Here is a 15,517-nt window from a genome sequence, read left to right as displayed (position 1 = left end):
GTAGGTGTTTACAATGAATAGGAAAATAGCAATCATTTCAGATGTCCATGGAAATAGTCACGCTTTAAAATCTGTATTAAAAGATATTGTACGTCGCAAGGTCGAAAGGATAATAAATTTAGGTGATAGCGTGTATGGGCCGTTAGATCCTTTAGGAACAATTGAAATATTAATGAATAACGAGATGATACATATTAAGGGCAATTGTGATCGCATGATTTGGGAACCTATACAAGAGCAATCTACTACACTAGCTTTTGTTCGAAATCAATTAACAAATCATCATATAGATTGGTTAAAACAACATCTTTCACAATGTATTGTAGACGATATTTTATTTTGTCATGGTACACCGACTTCAGATGAGGTGTATTTATTAGAAGAGATGAATGAAAATGGTGCGGTATTAAAGAGTGAAAAAAATATAATGGATCAACTCCAAAATATAGAACAAAAAATAATAGTATGTGGACATACGCATATTCCTAGAGTTGTTTATTTAGCAAACGGAAAAATCATTATAAATCCAGGGAGTGTAGGACTTCCAGCATACAAAGATGAATTACCTATTGTGCATAAAATGGAATCAGGAACTCCGCATGCAAAATATGTAGTGATAGAAGAGGGTTTGGGAGAATGGATAATTGAACAAATTTCAGTTCCTTATAATTGGGAAGAAGCTGCTGGATTAGCTGCTCAACAGGAAAGGCATGACTGGGCTCAGGCGCTAAAGACTGGGAAGATAGAATGAAGGGGAGTTTACTTTAAAGTAAACTGCTCTTTTTATATTTTGTAGATGTTGAATTATGTAAAAATAAAATGTTATGATTACAGAAACGTATGAATATATGAACAAGTATTCATATATTTTAGGAGGGATTAGAGTGAAAGATATAATTATCGTTGGATCTGGTCAAGCTGGCTTAACAATAGGATACTATTTGAAGCAGGCAGGATATAATTATTTACTACTTGAGGCAGGAAACCGAGTTGGTGATTCATGGAGAAACCGATATGATTCTCTGCAGCTCTTCACACCGAGGGAATATAGTAGTTTACCAGGTATGATATTAAAAGGAGAAGGAAATGGATTTCCACATAAAGATGAAATTGCAACTTATTTAGAAGAATATGCAAGACATTTTCAATTACCAGTCCAATTGCAAACCGAAGTTTTAAAAATAAAGAAAGAAAAAGATATATTCGAATTACATACTCCTAGAGAAACTTTACAATCAAAAAAGGTTGTTATCGCAACAGGTGGTTTTCAGCAACCATTCATCCCCTCATTTTCACAACATCTTTCATCGCATGTTTTTCAAATACATTCATCACAATATAAATCACCATCACAAATTCCTAAGGGGAAAGTACTAGTAGTAGGTGGAGGGAATTCAGGAATGCAAATCGCAGTAGAACTTGCAAAAACTCATGAAGTAACAATGTCTATCAGTCATCCATTAACATTTTTACCGTTACATTTTTTTGGGAAAAGCATTTTTAATTGGCTAGAAAAAATGGGTTTATTGTATGCAAAAATACATACTAAGAGGGGAAAATGGTTTCAGAAGAGAAAGGATCCCATTTTCGGTTTTGAAGGTAAGGAACTTATTCGTAGTGGAGCAATTAAACTAGAGGGAAAAGTGGTTAGTGCATCAGAAAATAGCATTATGTTTCAAAATGGTGGCACGTATAGTGGGGAAAGCATTATATGGTCAACTGGTTTTAATCAGAACTATAACTGGATTGAAATAGAAAAGACAGTGAATGAGAAAGGATTTCCTAATCATGTAAAGGGAATAAGTCCCGTAAGAGGATTATATTATATCGGTTTGCCGTGGCAATCTCAAAGGGGCTCTGCACTTATTTGTGGTGTAGGAAAGGATGCAGCGTATTTACTTTCTGAAATCAAAAAAATAGATCAGTAGCAGCAACTACTGATCATCCATATGTACATGAATTAGGAGAGGTCAAACATTTATTAACTTTATTATAATAGATTTTCATAGATTTAAAAACTGAAAATTCTAATTTTATGTTGAGAAAGTTTTTTGTATCGAAATATATGAAAGAATAGGAATTTTTATTAAAAGGAAAAATGATATTTATATTTTAGTAAATTATGATATAGTCTAAAAAAGAGTCTTTTCCATAAATGTAATTATTTTCATTTTAATTTCATTTATGTGAGGGAAGGAGAAGTAATTATGAAGTTTGATGATCAACGCTTACTAGGAGTACGATTAGGATCGGTACTCGTAACAGAAGAAAATCAATATTTAGTAATTAAGAAGAAAGATCATTATGCACTATTAAACATACATAATTTAGAATGCACACATGTCGAAGTGCAGCTAGAACATATTGAAGAACTGTTGCATGAAGATTTCCAAGAAAGTATAACGGAGATTATCGCACCAGAACATATAAAAATTGTTGCGAAAAATGTTATATAAAGTGAAACTTTAATCAGTGGGGGGCTTCTTCATCCCCCGCTGATTATTAGCCTTCACCAATCGGGCTTTTACGGGCAGTTGATCCCCCATCTAACTTTTTTGCTTTCGCTGAATATTGAGATGGGGGTCTTACTGCCCGGCAAATAGCGGGATAAAGAAAGAAGCTGGAAGGAACAGCTTCTTTCTTTTCATTATAAGGATAACATTTTTAAAACCTCGCCAATAATTCCTTCCATTTGATGAACACCTAAATCAGAGTTTGTCATAATAACAGCACCATTACCTTGATATGGATAGCATACCATCATACATTGAAATCCAACGCCCCATCCATATGAATAAATTTGTAAGTCTTCATTAGAATCATCTAGAAAAACACCTAACCCAGTCCATTTTGAGCAACCTTGAGGAGAAATCATGTCTTGTACTATTTTTTGAGAAAGTTTTAGTTTGCTATTTCCATGTAAGGAATGAATGAGTTCGATTACTAAAGTTGATAAGTCAGTTGGTGTTGTCCAAATGCCTGAGGCTGCTGCGAATGGATAAAATGGATACTTCTCATTTGTAACGGTGCCATCTTTATTATGTCCGCAAGCAAATGTATCTAATTTATTTATATCTTCAGTAGGGAATACCGTACTATTCTTCAGTTGAAGTGGCTGAAAGATATATTCTTCAAGTAAAAGATTAAATGGTTTTCCAGTTATATTTTCAAGTAGTAGTTCGATAATACAAAAGTTTGCGTCAGAGTAGTGAAATTCGCTTTCTGGTTTATAAGCTGCTTCTATCGGTACTGGGCAATATAATGTTTTACCGGCAAGGAGTTCAGACATGTTTGGTCGCCCTTGTGCAAGTGTATAATGTTCAAAACTATTAGGAGGATCAATGATTCCAGATTGGTGACTTAATAAGTTTCGCAACGTGATTTTTTTCTGTGAAGTAAATAAATTGGTAGAGATGTTCCAAGATGTGAGTCTATCATTTACGTTTTCATCTAAATGTACTATGCCTTGATTACATAATTTTAGCGTGAGTATGGCGGTGATGAACTTGCTAATGGAACAAGAATTGAATATGGAATCCGTAGTGACAGTTCTAGTTGTTCCGGATTCAAGTGTTCCGAAGGCAGACGCTTCATCAAGTCTACCGTCACATATAACGGCAAGGCTTAATCCTGCAACGGAATATTGGTTCATTTTCTCGTATATATTGTTACTTTTTAAGTTCATAGTGACTTCCTTTCTTTTTGAAAAAACAGAATATTAATTTTATTATACAGTAGTAAATAGAGTGTAGGAGAGAAAAAGAAAACACTTCATCGATTATCGATGAAGTGTTTTCTTAGTTTAAGTTAATTCGAAGTAAATGCTTTAAAAAATTTATATCGGTACATGTACATAAGCCATGAGGTTGTTATTAAGGAAATAATGGTGGTTTTGTTTTTTATTGGTGCATTGAAAACAAGCCAGCCAACGATATCAAATAATAAATGTAGTGCGATTGAAAGAACTACAAATTGTAGTAACGTCTTAAAAAATCTTTTCATAAAGTATCCCCCTAAAATAAAAGGTTTTATCAACAGTGTTGTATATTACTATTATACATTAAATGTTTCTTGTGGTAAAATTTACATAAGTTACTTAAATAAAACATATGAAAGCTAGTAAGGAGGAGCAGTCATTGAATTTTGGATTGTCATACCGATAGCGGCCTTTGGATTTATGTATCTCGCTGAAAAATTAAATAAAATCGAAAAGAAAACGGATGCGCGTTTAAAGAGGATGGAAGATAGATTACAATTAATTTCGAAAGAAATGGGAATTGTAGATAGAGAACCTGAAATTAATAAAGAGTTGCGTCAGCTTATGGAAGAAGGAAAAACAGTTACAGCAGTTAAGAGAGTAAGAGAAGCTTTTGGTTTTTCCTTATTAGAAGCGAAGCAATATGTTGATAAATTATAAAAAAGATCATCCATTTGGGTGATCTTTTTCATTTCACCATACGTGTATTTACATAGGCAGCAATTATAACGTGGCCAATTATTATGATAGGAAATAAGATTTTGGCATTAGGAGTAGTGAAGACACTGCCAATTGTGGCGATAACACCAGCAGTTAAATTATAAAGACCCACTATTTTTGATAACTTAACTTTATCTGGCACACGGCGTTCATTGAATCCTGATAAGAGCCAAGTGTATTGCTTTACTCCGATGAAATATGCTAGTGCAAATGAAATGATTGCTAGTATGAATAATGATGGGGAAGCGAAGAGAGTCATTGAAAACACCTCCGTTAAAGGGCTGTAAATAAATTATAGTATGAATGTTATAATTTAACAAAAAACAATTTTGATTTTAAGTTTATTAAAAATGAGATATTTACGATGAAGGGAGATTACATATGAATATTTCGGAATTCCAGAGATATGTATCAAATTTCAGTAAAGAAAAAGGATTTCAAGATACAACAATTGAAGAGCGTACGATGTATGCGATGGCCGAATTAGGTGAATTAGTGGAAGTTATATTAAAGCGTGATAAAATACAAGATTCGAAAAGAGAGATTGGTTTAGAAATGTTTGATGTAATTTGGAATGTATGTGATTTAGCAAATAAGTTAGAAATTGATTTAGAGAAGGCGTTTGAAGAAAAAATGATGATTAATAAAAAACGTGAATGGTAAAAGGAAAGTTAAGTTAAAAAGCGTACAAAATTTTGTGTGCTTTTTATTAATGGTATGAAAAATATGTAAGAAAAGATGGAACAAACTGTTAAGGGTAATTGTCTATTATAGGTAATAACTATTTCGTTTGAAAGAAAGGGTGGAGAAAATGAAAAAGAATACATTATTAAAATTAGGGGTATGTGTTAGTTTACTAGGAACAACTCAATTTGTTAGCACAATTTCTTCTGTGAAAGCGGAACAAATGCTAGAGAAAAAAGTAATAAAAAATGAGACAGGAACCATTTCAATTTCTCAGTTAAACAAAAATGTATGGGTTCATACGGAGTTAGGTTATTTTAACGGAGAAACAGTTCCTTCGAATGGTCTAGTTCTTAATACTTCTAAAGGATTAGTACTTGTCGATTCTTCTTGGGATGATAAGTTAACGAAGGAACTAATAGAGATGGTAGAAAAGAAATTTCAGAAGCGAGTAACGGATGTCATTATTACACATGCGCACGCTGATCGAATTGGCGGAATTAAAACGTTGAAAGAAAGAGGAATTAAAGCGCATAGTACAGCATTAACTGCGGAACTAGCAAAGAAAAATGGATATGAAGATCCACTTGGAGACTTACAAACAATTACGAATTTGAAGTTTGGAAATATGAAAGTAGAAACGTTCTATCCAGGGAAAGGACATACAGAAGATAATATTGTCGTATGGTTACCGCAATACAACATTTTAGCTGGAGGCTGTTTAGTGAAATCTGCGGGGGCAAAAGATTTAGGGAATGTTGCTGATGCATATGTAAATGAATGGTCGATATCGATTGAGAATGTGTTGAAGCGATATGGAAATATGAACTTAGTAGTGCCTGGTCATGGAGAAGTAGGGGACAGAGGATTACTTTTACATACATTGGATTTGTTGAAATAAGAAACTGTTGGAATATAAAAGCGAGGGGAAATAATTTCCTCCTCGCTTTCTTCTAGCTATATTTAAATGCGAAGCTATTAATTACGCCTGTATACGTTACTGAGATTTTAATTCCAAGTATACAAATACCAGTACCGTCATAATTGCTATAACAACGTAAGTAACATCAAGCATTATAAGTGTTTTTAATGTTTCAGTCATTCTAGTTCACCCCTGTTATAAAAATATAACATGATCTTTTTATCAATTAGATAAGAGATCATAAAGATAAAATGTACATGAAATTTCTTAAGTAGTTTCTATATAAATATATCATATAAATAATGTAAACAATGTAAAGATAGTGTAAATGTATTGTAAAGAAAGAGGGTGCTCATAATGTGTATAAATCTTTTAATTTGTAAATACTATGTATCTCTCGTGTGCCGAGTAGAAAAAAGTTATAACATGTGAAAAATAGATTTATTTTGATAAATCAATCACGATGGTAGCTGTTACTACATTTTCCTCTAAGACTTCTACCTGTACTTGTTCATCGTTTCTCCAATTGATATTGAAGTTCTCTGTCGTATACATGTCCTTAAGAGTGACTTCTTTATATTTTTTTAAAATGCTACCTCTTTTCCCATAATAGATTCTTACAGTTGAACTGGGACTTGGTCCTTTTGATTTTATTGTTTCCCTAAACTCGATAATATTTATTAGATTTGGAGATTCACTTTTTTGAAAGGTAAAGGAACTGACCACTTTTTGTACTTTCTTAAAAACAGAACTACTGGATTTATCTGATACATTAAATTCCACAACTTCAGGTACTGTTTCTTTTCCGCGTAGCGTTATTGTTGCTTCATAATCGTTTTTCCAATCTATTGAAACGTTTGAAGAATCGAGACGTTCCCCGTCATTTGCAATATTTGTGTCCAAATGTTCCGACCAACCGTATTTAATTCTGACGGGAGAGGAACCAAGAGAAGAGTTTGAATCTATTTTAACTACTTTAATCGTATTTATATTATTCGGAGAATGACTTTTTTCTAGTGTAACGTCCTGTAAATACAATATGTAAGAAAAACAGCCTACTAATAAAATAATTGGAATTAAAATACGTATGGCAGTAACGGGACGGCCTCGTGTCTCTTTTTTCTTAGTACTTTTCATATTTTGTTCAAGGTCTTTTTCAATGCTCGTTGAAACTTTTACTTTGGCCGGGCGAATAGACCACCAAATGAAAGCTATAAGTAGTAAGAAAAGAGGTATTCCTTGAATAAAGAGAAATCCTTTCCAAAAATCAAGTCTAGTACTATATGGAGAATCTGTTGCCATCACCCCTATAAAAAGTGCCACTGGACTTGTAAGTATATTTATCCCTAAACCGATCATTACGAATGAAAGATTTTTATTCCTAATTTTTCGTGACCCAGCCATAATAAACAGAAATATTGCAATACCGAGTATAAGAAACAGTATTCCATAATAAAACATCATATATACCATATTATCCCTCCATAACTTTAATTGTACCATCAGCAAGGAAAATTTTGTGAAATATTAGATGGATATGATATTTGTGTTCCTTAAAAGTGCGTCGATACATTATGCAAATAAATGATTATGCGAAAGCATTAATATTAGAAGACGATAAAAATATTATGTCAACAATGTGAACTGTCACAAATCTTTATATATTATTGTGATTGATATCACATCCCTTTTCATTAATGGGTATTATGCTTAGGTTGTAAGGAATGCTTGGGAGAGGGTGGGATGATAATGTTTTGTTATCAATGTGAACAAACGCCAACAGGCGGATGTAAAGTAATAGGTGTTTGCGGTAAAAATGAAACAATTGCAAGTTTACAAGATACGATTGTGTTTGGATTAAAAGGAATTGCGGCTTATCGTACTCATGCTGCTCAGCTAGGATATACAGATGCATTTGTAGATGCTACAACGCAAGAAGCGTTATATATGACGTTAACAAATTCCAACTTTAATGAGCAAGAGCATATTGATATGGCTATGAAAGTCGGGAAATCAGCTTTACGAGTGATGGAGTTATTAGATGAGGCACATACGAATCACTTTGGTGTTCCAGAGCCGGTTCAAATTACACAAAATCGTGTAGAAGGTAAGGCAATTGTAGTTACTGGTCATAATTTATTTGCGTTAGAAGAATTATTAAAGCAAACAGAAGGAAAAGAAATTAATATTTATACGCATTCTGAAATGTTACCAGCACACGGATATCCGCAGCTGAAAAAATATAAACATTTAAAAGGGAACATTGGTAAGGCATGGTATGATCAAAGACGTCTTTTCGAAAAATTTACTGGTGCCATTTTAGCTACAACGAACTGTGTTATGCCAATTAAAGGATCATATTTTGATCGATTCTTTTCATATGATATTGCAGGTTTAGAGGGCGTACAAAAAATTGAAAATGATGATTTTGCACCATTGATTCAAAAAGCGTTAGAACTTCCAGAAGTACATATGGAGTCGGATGAACAGTTAGTAACAGGGTTTCATCATAATACAGTATTATCATTAGCTCCAGAAATTATTGAGGCAGTAAAGGAAGGGAAAATAAAGCGTTTCTTTGTTATAGCAGGTTGCGATGCCCCAGGAAAAGGCGGAGAATACTATCGTGAATTAGCAACGTCACTTCCGCCAGAAACGGTAATTTTAACAACTTCTTGCGGGAAATTCCGCTTTAATGATGTAAATTATGGTGTTGTACCTGGTACGGAGATCCCGCGTTACATTGACTTAGGACAATGTAACAATTCAATTTCTACAGTGAAAATAGCGGCCGCTTTAGCAGATGCTTTTCAATGTGAAGTGAATGAATTGCCAGTTAGTATTGTGCTATCATGGTTTGAACAAAAAGCAGTTGCCATTTTACTTGGACTATTTAGCCTTGGAATTCAAGATATTCGCATCGGTCCAAAGGCTCCTGAATTTATTTCACCTGGCGTGCTTGATGTATTGCAAGAAACATTCGGTTTAAAACTGATTACAAATGCAGCAGAAGACATGGCTATGATGTTATCGTAATGAAAAGATGTTGTACATTTAATAGTGGCTTTATAAAGAATTTGTATGTATTCGAAAACTAATTTATTAGATGCACAGGTATAATAGTAGAAGAACAAAAAATAATCCGTCTTATTAATAAGGAGAGCCATCCATATTCATTAACTCCGGAATATTATAGCGCCCCAAAATAAAAAAGTGTAGAATTTTCGTTTTGGGGTATTTTCTTTTCTTAGCTGGATAGGTATGTGGAGAGATTTCTTCAGAAAGAAAATAGGTTGTATCAAATAGGTAATAGTGGATTTTAGAAAAATTTTGAAAATCAATTGACATCCGCCACTACTTAGTCATACAATGTACTCGTAATAAGTAATACTGAATAGTGTAGTTTCTCAAGATGTATGCAGTAAACAATAGGTAATAGCGGATTTTAGAAAAATTTTGAAAATCAGTTGACATCCACCACTACTTAGTCATACAATGTACTTGTAATAAGTAATACTGAATAGTATGGTTTCTCAAAAGCTATTCAGTAAAAAATTCGCCTTAGTACTCTGTAATACTGAATATAAGTCAGACAGAATAGGGGGTAAAGGAGGATCAGAATATGGAAAATTTAACTGAAATGCTGAAAGGTTCGTTGGAAGGTTGTGTGTTGGAAATCATCAGTCGCCGTGAAACGTATGGCTATGAGATTACACGTCATCTGAATGATCTTGGGTTTACCGAAGTTGTGGAAGGAACGGTCTATACCATCCTCGTACGATTAGAGAAGAAAAAGCTTGTGAATATTGAAAAGAAACCGTCAGATATGGGGCCGCCTCGAAAGTTTTATTCGCTTAATGAAGCTGGCCGTCAGGAGCTTGAATTATTTTGGGAAAAGTGGGATTTTGTATCATCAAAAATTAACGTCTTGAAGTCAAACTAGCTTCATAAGATAAGATATTGTGTCCGATATTTTTGGGGTTTCTTGTTCTGCTTTATAAAAAAGGAGGAAAACTAATATGATGGAAATGTTCAAAAAATTAATTGGTGATAAAAAAGAGTATAAAATGATGATGGCACGAGTTGGAGCCTTGCCGGAGGACTATCAGTTTGTGTTTAAGAAAATTCAAAACTATATGTGGAATTTCTCAGCGGGTAATGGAATGGATATGCTGCACATACAGTATGAATTAATCGATTTGTTTGAAGCTGGTGCGGCGGAAGGAAGACAAGTGCTTGAAATCACTGGGGATGACGTAGCTTCCTTTGCTGACGAACTAGTGGCAAACGCTAAAACTTATGTCTCCAAGTATCGTGAAGATTTGAATGAGAGTATCATGAAGAAATTGAGAAAAAAATAAATGCAATAAATAATATCGACTGATTAGCTGGTTACAAATATGAGTTGCCGCCATCGCTATTCAGTTATATTTTTAACTCAGTACTAAGTAGTACAGATTATCAGTAATACTGAATAGAGGGCGTAGGCAATTTATCTTCGCAAAACATTTTTTATAAGGAGGAAACAGTATGAGTAATGCAGCCATTTCTGTAAAAGGGTTAAAGAAATCTTTTAAAGACAAGGAAGTTTTAAAAGGGGTGGATTTTGAGGTGCAGCGTGGTGAAATTTTCGCACTGCTGGGATCAAATGGAGCGGGCAAGACGACAACGGTCAACATCCTCTCGACGCTGATGAAGCAAGATGGTGGTGAAGTAGATATTTGCGGTTTTGACGTCCAGCGTCAATCGGATCATGTTCGTCAAAGTATCAGTCTGACAGGGCAGTTCGCAGCTTTAGACGGTATGCTCACGGGGAGAGAAAACTTGATAATGATCGCCAAGTTGCGTGGAGTTTCTAGTCCCGCCCAAGTCGCTGACGATTTGCTTGCAAGATTCAGCCTAACTGATGCAGCTAACCAGAGGGCAGACCAGTATTCGGGAGGGATGAAGCGCCGGCTTGATATCGCCATGAGCTTGATCGGGACGCCAGCAGTCATTTTTCTCGACGAACCGACGACAGGGCTTGACCCTGAAGCACGGATTGAAGTGTGGGATACCGTCAAGGAACTTGCTGGCGGTGGCACAACCATCTTGCTCACGACTCAGTACTTGGAGGAAGCCGAACAATTGGCGGACCGTATCGCTATCTTGCATGGCGGAAAAATTATCACGACTGGTACTCTTACAGAACTTAAAGAGATGTTCCCACCGGCAAAAGTGGAGTATATCGAGAAGCAGCCGACATTGGAAGAAATTTTCCTTGCGATCATCGGCAAAAAGGAGGAGATGTAAATGAAGAGCAAAACAGGGGTATTATTAGGGCGCTTAATGCGTAACATCATGCGCAGTCCGGATACGATTATTACGGTAGCGATTACACCGATTATGATGATGCTGTTGTTTGTCTACGTATTTGGAGGCGCGATAAAGACAGGAACGGATAACTACGTCAATTATTTATTGCCGGGAATCTTGTTGATGGCTATCGCATCCAGTGTCGCTTACACATCCGTACGGTTGTTTACGGATGTAAAGAGTGGGCTGATGGCACGTTTCATTACTATGCCCATTAAGCGTTCGTCGGTATTATGGGCTCACGTATTAACATCACTTGTTGCTAATGTGCTTACTATCGTGGTGGTTATCCTTGTTGCGCTCTTAATGGGCTTCCGTTCCAGCGCTAATATTCTGGATTGGCTTGCGGTAGCTGGAATACTTGGGATGTTTACGCTGGCGCTGACATGGCTCGCTATCATTCCTGGGTTGACAGCGAAGTCTATGGAAGGGGCGACAGCCTACTCGTACCCACTAATTTTTCTGCCTTTTATCAGTTCGGCCTTTGTTCCTACTGAAACTATGCCAAAAATTGTTCGTGCGTTCGCTGAGAACCAGCCTGTGACTTCAATTGTGAATGCGATTCGTGCCCTCTTATATGAAGGGACTGTTGGCAACGATATTTGGATTGCACTCGCTTGGTGTGTGGGCATTATGGTTATCGCTTACTTCTTTGCGGGTAAAGCATTTAAACGTCAGTTAGGGTAAGTGCACCATCGGTTCGGTTCTCTATGGAAACTAAACTTTCCGGAAAAATATATGTGGGAAAATGGATTTAAATCACATGATTCTTAGTTATTGCTATAATTATTGGTATTCTTACTGGTTACACAGTTGGTACGTAAGTAGGTTCAGACGTTGAGAAAAATCAGCCTGAGAGAGTTAAAGGGGAAGAGATAATATTTTGACTGCAATTCTAATCGTCATAAAATCAATGCAATGCACAAAATTTCTCCGTAAAAGAGAAGAAAGGGTCCTGACTAATCAGGATTTTTTTTTAATGTACTAGTATCAGTATGTCCAAGTTTAGAAGGTTACTTACAAACGTTGTGGAGTGTTTGCGCCAGAACTGGCTACCGCACTACATCTTGCGGAACATATACAAATTGAACAATTAGATGTACACTCATTACATGCATTTCAATTGTTTCTATTACAATCGCAAAAAAAACTACGCTCTGTTATCCGATTGGAAAAGGGGTAAAGTTTGCTATTATGATGAAAAAATACTTCCTTGGAGATGGTGGGAGTATATTGTTTTGAGGGAATTCGCGAAGAAAAAATAGCGCTACTATGCTAAGGGCATTCACGCGTTATAGTGCGTTAATTAAATATGTGTATATACATAGTTTCTCAGAGTGATGCGATGTCAGGTGTGAGCTGTGTAACAACTAGAGGTGAGTAAAGGATGATAACGTTTTCGTTTGAAATAGACAAGGATATTCCACAGAAGGATGAGCCACGGTATGTTGCTTATGCAAAGGGCTTTATCGAAGGGGACTTAACGATTCGTATGGGTGACAGAGTATTTTTTCAAAAGTCATGCATGAAGGTCGCAGAGCTGGGCATTTATTTAGGACAGTGGATGGAACAAGTTCAACACGGACAGAACGTACATATGAATTATGAAACGAGTGACTGTGATGACGTAATTCTTGGTTTCTTCTATGAAGAGGACAATCAGTGGAGGGTTTCTTCCAGTGGGCAACAATTTGAACTTCAGGAGCGTATATCTACTACAACATTAGTAGAGAGCGTTCAACGCTATTTGTATGGGCTAAATAAGGAACTGCGCGCGATAGAATATCCTGTGACGTTTGATCAGTACTTAAGAGGAGAGCGAATGATGCAGCTTTCTTACAAACGACTGTGTGATAGTAAAGCGGACACGACGCCAGTAGAGGTTTACAATGGAAGCGAGCAAGTAGGCGTAGTACGGGGCTATTATAAAAATGCTCTGATGAAAGTGCTAGACTTTATTCCGAAAGTTGGTAGTAATATCATTTATGAAATAAAGGATAGTAAGGACAATATTTGCGTTATTGCAAAAGATATAAGTAGGCAGCGTCAAAGAAAGATTTTAGTAACGTACATCGATAATAATGATGCAGAGCATGAAATAATTGTATGTGACGGAAAGTTATTGGATGCAAATTTCTTATTTACCTTTACATATAAGGCAGAAGAATATGTTATTCACAAAACTTCACTTGGGCTTGGAAAGTTATTACGAAAAGGCTATGTAATCGCAGATTGGAATATTCGTCTTGAGGAAGATATGTATTACATCGAGATGAATGTATATGATGAGGATTATATACAAGATCAATACTTACTGTTAGGCGTATTTCATGCGGTTTTGTATGGGTGATAAAGTGAAACTTTAATCAGTGGGAGTCTTACTGCCCACAAATAGCGGGATAAATGAGAAGTACCGGTATTCTTCATGGGAAGGATGCCGGTACTTTTTATCTTTCTGATATTTCAGGTGTATCATCTGTTAGCGTCAAGCTTCCTCCAACTACTGTGGGTTTAAAATAAGGTTCGATAATTTATAAATCAGTCTAATCATTAATAATAAAGATTGATAATTTGTAAAAAGTTTAATCAGAAGATTTATTTTGTAGCGTATTTCTTTGTTCAACAATCGGGTCAGCTCGGAAAGTTTTGTTATAAATGCATTTAGCATGAAAGACAAGGGATTATGCGAGATAAATCTCAACAGGCTTTGATGAAAGAAAGGGTTCCGTTGCAAAGTTCTGAACAGTATAAACCCGTTTACAAAATACGTTTATAGTTTAAGGGGTACAACCACATCGCTATCAAGCTAACAAAATAAAATACCCCCTAAAATGAAAAATGTGCTATTCTTTCTGTTTCCTCATAGAAAAGGGTGACGTTTTTGTATGCCTATTTCCATAGGTAGGCTATATATTTATTACACAATACGACAGTATACTATCTTTTTCTAAACATGAAATTATGCATATTTAGAAAAAAACTACACTTAATAAATATTACATATAGTAAATGGAAACTTATGGTGTTATCCTTTTGAAAGGCGTAACATGTCAATCATTATAGAAGATGTAGAGGCTCCTTGAAAAAGAAGTTCTTTTTTTCTGAAAAATGTATATTGATTCGACGTTAGTAATAAATATTCGTTTAGATGATTTTATGTTTTCTTAATTTATTCCTTTATATCTACAGTGATTATTTATTATAACAGTTTTTACATCTAAAATAAGATGTTTCAGCAAAGGGGAATATAACTATCTTTATAATGAGTTCCCAATATAATTAACGTGTTAACAAAAATGATATCTGTATTATTTTCCCCTTTTTGCTAACTAATACAGCTTCAAAAAATAGACACAACTGCTATATACTAATTGTAATTTATTATCTATTCATAATTCTGTTTATTCTGTCTTTCTAAAAATAAAAAAATATTAGACTTGCAAATATAAACGTTATAATGAGGGCGTCGAGAGGTAATCGGTTACCTACGGAGAAAATATCAAACATTTTAAAGTTGGACAGACTGAAACGATTAATTGCAGAAAGGTGTGTGACCAGAAGGGGGAATTTCTTCAAGATAGTTTAGTAGCAGCGGACATCGTATTAGCTGGTGTAAACAATATCAACAATGCTGACGAAGTATAGGGTTGGAGGATAAATGCCTCGCACATTAAGAGAGACAGCTTTAGGTGGAATCGTTTACAATATGGCGCATCTAGTAAGCGATTCATTTTTTAAGAATGGTCTATATTCTTAAGCCTAAAAAGAGACGTAAGAATAGGATACAAGGGGGATTTATTATATGAATGGGAATACTGCAAAAAAAATAGAATTTCAAGCTGAAAATACTGCAGTGAAAAATGAGAACTATCTAGATCCTAAAAAGTGGCATAAACAAGATACTACATGGGCATTGAGCCTTTTTGGAACAGCAATTGGAGCAGGAGTACTCTTTCTACCTATTAATGCAGGTTCAGGTGGTTTATTGTCATTACTGTTAATTACATTGCTTGCATATCCAGTTATGTATTACTCACATAGGGCGCTTGCTAAAATGATATACGCTTCTAATTCTGCTA

At 35.2% G+C, this 15,517-nt stretch carries 16 protein-coding genes and 2 pseudogenes; 14 read left to right on the top strand and 4 right to left on the bottom strand.

Annotation, left to right across the window (positions count from 1 at the left end; all coding sequences use genetic code 11):
- The first annotated feature begins 13 nt into the window (after positions 1–13).
- The 3 genes from BAU27_RS22035 to BAU27_RS22025 all read left to right on the top strand — a co-directional run bounded on the left by BAU27_RS22035 (position 14) and on the right by BAU27_RS22025 (position 2,456).
- Complete coding sequence (locus tag BAU27_RS22035; RefSeq protein WP_071771933.1) at positions 14–751, top strand: metallophosphoesterase family protein; 738 nt, start codon at positions 14–16, stop codon at positions 749–751.
- 133 nt (positions 752–884) lie between these two features.
- The gene (locus tag BAU27_RS22030; RefSeq protein ID WP_071771932.1) at positions 885–1,928 is read left to right on the top strand and encodes a flavin-containing monooxygenase; all 1,044 of its coding nucleotides are present in this window, start codon (positions 885–887) and stop codon (positions 1,926–1,928) included.
- A gap of 279 nt (positions 1,929–2,207) precedes the next feature.
- Positions 2,208–2,456, top strand: a complete 249-nt coding sequence (locus BAU27_RS22025; RefSeq protein ID WP_025150487.1) for a hypothetical protein — start codon at positions 2,208–2,210, stop codon at positions 2,454–2,456.
- Positions 2,457–2,647: 191 nt separating this feature from the next.
- On the opposite strand, the gene BAU27_RS22020 is transcribed toward BAU27_RS22025, so the two are convergent.
- Both BAU27_RS22020 and BAU27_RS22015 read right to left on the bottom strand, forming a co-directional pair.
- Positions 2,648–3,685: a serine hydrolase domain-containing protein gene (locus BAU27_RS22020; RefSeq protein ID WP_071771931.1), complete on the bottom strand. Its 1,038-nt coding sequence runs from the start codon at positions 3,683–3,685 to the stop codon at positions 2,648–2,650.
- 122 nt (positions 3,686–3,807) lie between these two features.
- A complete protein-coding gene (locus BAU27_RS22015) occupies positions 3,808–4,002 on the bottom strand; it encodes a hypothetical protein (protein ID WP_071747537.1) in 195 nt (64 codons plus the stop codon).
- 133 nt (positions 4,003–4,135) lie between these two features.
- Here BAU27_RS22015 and BAU27_RS22010 point away from each other — a divergent pair, with 133 nt between their 5' ends.
- Positions 4,136–4,417 carry a hypothetical protein gene (locus BAU27_RS22010; protein WP_071747536.1) on the top strand — a complete coding sequence of 94 codons (282 nt, stop codon included), beginning with the start codon at positions 4,136–4,138 and terminating at the stop codon, positions 4,415–4,417.
- A 28-nt stretch (positions 4,418–4,445) separates the two neighbouring features.
- Here BAU27_RS22010 and BAU27_RS22005 read toward each other — a convergent pair whose 3' ends face one another.
- The gene (locus BAU27_RS22005) at positions 4,446–4,736 is read right to left on the bottom strand and encodes a DUF3784 domain-containing protein (protein WP_071771930.1); all 291 of its coding nucleotides are present in this window, start codon (positions 4,734–4,736) and stop codon (positions 4,446–4,448) included.
- A gap of 122 nt (positions 4,737–4,858) precedes the next feature.
- Here BAU27_RS22005 and BAU27_RS22000 point away from each other — a divergent pair, with 122 nt between their 5' ends.
- Together BAU27_RS22000 and bla2 are read left to right on the top strand one after the other, a co-directional pair.
- A complete protein-coding gene (locus BAU27_RS22000) occupies positions 4,859–5,140 on the top strand; it encodes a MazG nucleotide pyrophosphohydrolase domain-containing protein (protein ID WP_071771929.1) in 282 nt (93 codons plus the stop codon).
- A 148-nt stretch (positions 5,141–5,288) separates the two neighbouring features.
- Complete coding sequence (gene bla2 / locus BAU27_RS21995; RefSeq protein ID WP_071771928.1) at positions 5,289–6,062, top strand: BcII family subclass B1 metallo-beta-lactamase; 774 nt, start codon at positions 5,289–5,291, stop codon at positions 6,060–6,062.
- A 462-nt stretch (positions 6,063–6,524) separates the two neighbouring features.
- On the opposite strand, the gene BAU27_RS21990 is transcribed toward bla2, so the two are convergent.
- Entirely contained in the window at positions 6,525–7,556 is a 1,032-nt protein-coding gene (locus BAU27_RS21990) for a hypothetical protein (RefSeq protein ID WP_071771927.1), read from the bottom strand.
- 276 nt (positions 7,557–7,832) lie between these two features.
- Between BAU27_RS21990 and hcp the strand changes: the two genes are divergently transcribed.
- From hcp to BAU27_RS21955, 8 genes and pseudogenes are all read left to right on the top strand, one after another.
- Positions 7,833–9,119 carry a hydroxylamine reductase gene (hcp, locus tag BAU27_RS21985; protein ID WP_071747532.1) on the top strand — a complete coding sequence of 429 codons (1,287 nt, stop codon included), beginning with the start codon at positions 7,833–7,835 and terminating at the stop codon, positions 9,117–9,119.
- Between the two features lie 586 nt (positions 9,120–9,705).
- Positions 9,706–10,026: a PadR family transcriptional regulator gene (locus BAU27_RS21980; RefSeq protein WP_071747531.1), complete on the top strand. Its 321-nt coding sequence runs from the start codon at positions 9,706–9,708 to the stop codon at positions 10,024–10,026.
- A 76-nt stretch (positions 10,027–10,102) separates the two neighbouring features.
- Positions 10,103–10,444: a DUF1048 domain-containing protein gene (locus BAU27_RS21975; protein WP_071747530.1), complete on the top strand. Its 342-nt coding sequence runs from the start codon at positions 10,103–10,105 to the stop codon at positions 10,442–10,444.
- Between the two features lie 169 nt (positions 10,445–10,613).
- Positions 10,614–11,375, top strand: a complete 762-nt coding sequence (locus BAU27_RS21970) for an ABC transporter ATP-binding protein (protein ID WP_071747529.1) — start codon at positions 10,614–10,616, stop codon at positions 11,373–11,375.
- On the top strand, positions 11,376–12,125 hold the full coding sequence (locus BAU27_RS21965; protein ID WP_071771926.1) for an ABC transporter permease: 750 nt from the start codon (positions 11,376–11,378) through the stop codon (positions 12,123–12,125).
- 435 nt (positions 12,126–12,560) lie between these two features.
- Positions 12,561–12,703 (top strand): annotated as a pseudogene (locus tag BAU27_RS32960) (short-chain dehydrogenase); the annotation flags it as partial.
- Positions 12,704–12,825: 122 nt separating this feature from the next.
- Positions 12,826–13,788 carry a tubby C-terminal domain-like protein gene (locus BAU27_RS21960; RefSeq protein WP_071771925.1) on the top strand — a complete coding sequence of 321 codons (963 nt, stop codon included), beginning with the start codon at positions 12,826–12,828 and terminating at the stop codon, positions 13,786–13,788.
- A 1,452-nt stretch (positions 13,789–15,240) separates the two neighbouring features.
- Positions 15,241–15,517 (top strand): annotated as a pseudogene (locus tag BAU27_RS21955) (septum formation initiator); the annotation flags it as partial.

This window comes from Bacillus sp. NH11B, assembly GCF_001884205.1.
In the GTDB taxonomy this organism is placed as follows: domain Bacteria; phylum Bacillota; class Bacilli; order Bacillales; family Bacillaceae_G; genus Bacillus_A; species Bacillus_A proteolyticus.
This window is presented reverse-complemented; position numbering and strand designations above follow the sequence as displayed.

Excerpts from the sequence above, each read along its gene's own strand:
- BAU27_RS22035 (WP_071771933.1), top strand. The coding sequence starts at position 14 with ATGAATAGGAAAATAGCAATCATTTCAGATGTCCATGGAAATAGTCAC.
- BAU27_RS22025 (WP_025150487.1), top strand. The coding sequence starts at position 2,208 with ATGAAGTTTGATGATCAACGCTTACTAGGAGTACGATTAGGATCGGTA.
- BAU27_RS22020 (WP_071771931.1), bottom strand. The coding sequence starts at position 3,685 with ATGAACTTAAAAAGTAACAATATATACGAGAAAATGAACCAATATTCC.
- BAU27_RS22015 (WP_071747537.1), bottom strand. The coding sequence starts at position 4,002 with ATGAAAAGATTTTTTAAGACGTTACTACAATTTGTAGTTCTTTCAATC.
- BAU27_RS22005 (WP_071771930.1), bottom strand. The coding sequence starts at position 4,736 with ATGACTCTCTTCGCTTCCCCATCATTATTCATACTAGCAATCATTTCA.
- BAU27_RS22000 (WP_071771929.1), top strand. The coding sequence starts at position 4,859 with ATGAATATTTCGGAATTCCAGAGATATGTATCAAATTTCAGTAAAGAA.
- bla2 (WP_071771928.1), top strand. The coding sequence starts at position 5,289 with ATGAAAAAGAATACATTATTAAAATTAGGGGTATGTGTTAGTTTACTA.
- BAU27_RS21990 (WP_071771927.1), bottom strand. The coding sequence starts at position 7,556 with ATGGTATATATGATGTTTTATTATGGAATACTGTTTCTTATACTCGGT.
- hcp (WP_071747532.1), top strand. The coding sequence starts at position 7,833 with ATGTTTTGTTATCAATGTGAACAAACGCCAACAGGCGGATGTAAAGTA.
- BAU27_RS21980 (WP_071747531.1), top strand. The coding sequence starts at position 9,706 with ATGGAAAATTTAACTGAAATGCTGAAAGGTTCGTTGGAAGGTTGTGTG.
- BAU27_RS21975 (WP_071747530.1), top strand. The coding sequence starts at position 10,103 with ATGATGGAAATGTTCAAAAAATTAATTGGTGATAAAAAAGAGTATAAA.
- BAU27_RS21970 (WP_071747529.1), top strand. The coding sequence starts at position 10,614 with ATGAGTAATGCAGCCATTTCTGTAAAAGGGTTAAAGAAATCTTTTAAA.
- BAU27_RS21965 (WP_071771926.1), top strand. The coding sequence starts at position 11,376 with ATGAAGAGCAAAACAGGGGTATTATTAGGGCGCTTAATGCGTAACATC.
- BAU27_RS21960 (WP_071771925.1), top strand. The coding sequence starts at position 12,826 with ATGATAACGTTTTCGTTTGAAATAGACAAGGATATTCCACAGAAGGAT.